This window comes from Pseudomonas sp. WS 5011, from assembly GCF_012985775.1.
Taxonomy (GTDB): domain Bacteria; phylum Pseudomonadota; class Gammaproteobacteria; order Pseudomonadales; family Pseudomonadaceae; genus Aquipseudomonas; species Aquipseudomonas peli.
Window position 1 is genome coordinate 1 of sequence record NZ_JAAQXA010000067.1, and the last position, 1,640, is coordinate 1,640.

Genomic DNA, 1,640 nt, shown 5'->3' on the forward strand with positions numbered 1-1,640 from the left:
CAATGTCATCAACTTTGGAAATTATCCATAAATATCATATAATTAGCGCTCAAATCAGTGCATGGGAGAAGCCCTTTTGACTACCTATACCGCATCGCTTGACACCGCCAGCCAAACCCTGGCTTGAAAATTGTACAAAAAATAACCATTCCGCTCGATTGTCCCGCCTTCATCGCCGCCCACCGCCAGAATCCTCAAGACTTTACCCGCCGACGCCAGCTCACCTTCAAGAACCTCGTCCTGTTCCTGCTCAATCAGCCACGCACGGCCCTGCAAACCGAACTCGATCAGTTCTATCGCGTACTCAATCAGGCGTCGACTGAGACGCAAATGGTCACTGCGCAGGCCTTCTGCAAAGCGCGCAAAAAGCTCAACCCCGAGGTATTTGAAAGTCTCAATCGCCTCCTGCAGCAACAAATTGACTGCTTCGGGCTGCGCCAGAAGTGGCGTGGGCTGAGGGTGCTCGCGGTGGATGGCTCGACCGTGCATTTACCCCTGGAGTCGACCATGGCGACCTTCTTTGGCAGTCACTCTGGCTTTCCCATGGCTCGCTTGTCCACACTCTACGAAGTCGCTGACGGTCAAACCTTGCATAGCCTGATCGTGCCCCTGACAGTCGGTGAGCGCGACTGTGCCCATCTGCACCTTGAGCACCTGCCGGCTGACAGCCTGACGCTGTTTGACCGTGGTTACCCTGGGCACTGGTTATTCGCGCTGTTCGCGCAGCAACAGCGGCACTTTCTGATGCGCCTGCCCTGTGGCTATAACGCCCAGGTCAAAGCGTTTCTACACTCTGGCCAAGTTGAAGACACACAGCTTTTCGTGGCCAACCATCCTGAAGCACGTCTGTTCTGCTCCGAGGCTGGCGTTGATCCTGCCAGCCAGATCGAGCTGAGACTGATCCGGGTCGAGTTGGCCAACGGCGAAAGCGAAGTATTGCTGACCTCGCTGCTGGATCGAGAAGCCTTTCCCGCTGAGGTGTTTGCCGAGCTTTACCACCGCCGCTGGGGCATCGAAACCGACTTCCGTCGCCTCAAACAAACCCTGACGCTGGACAACTTCAGCGGCCGCAGCGTGACCGCTGTAAAGCAGGACTTTCATGCCGCTCAACTGTTGAAGAACCTGGCGCTGTTGATGCAGCACCTGCTACAGCCGGTCATCGAACAGCGCCACAAAGGCCGCAAGCTGCGATGGAAAGTCAACTTCACCCAAGGCGTGTCACGGCTCAAAAATACCCTGGTCGAGCTGCTGGTGCGGCACTGTGCTCAGGGGCTGAGCAATGTGCTGGCCTTGATGGCTAAAAGCCTCAGTGCCGTACGCTCAGGCCGTAGCTTTGCGCGCCAACGCAAACGCGCAGCCAGCCGAGGTTGTGAGGGCTACAAACCGACGCGCTGAAGAAACACCACCGTCCAACCTCCGTGCAAAAAAAAGCTGGCCACAAGCGGTCGGCATAGGCTCGTCCGGAGAACGAGAAATCTCGCCTAGACAGCCGGTACAGACGATGATCACATCACCGCCAGCCCAGCTAGACCGCCTGATGGAGCGGCAGAGGCCTGGTCATCGCCCGACGGCCATGGCGGCTGGCTGCTTCGGGGGCTTGCCTTGGGCAGGGCTGCAGCTTAGGTTGATGACATTGGGCT

General features: G+C 57.4%; 1 protein-coding gene. It reads left to right on the top strand.

The features are described from left to right. The first annotated feature begins 123 nt into the window (after positions 1–123). The gene (locus HBN63_RS21515; protein WP_170050837.1) at positions 124–1,395 is read left to right on the top strand and encodes an IS4-like element ISPa1635 family transposase; all 1,272 of its coding nucleotides are present in this window, start codon (positions 124–126) and stop codon (positions 1,393–1,395) included. Positions 1,396–1,640: the final 245 nt, after the last annotated feature.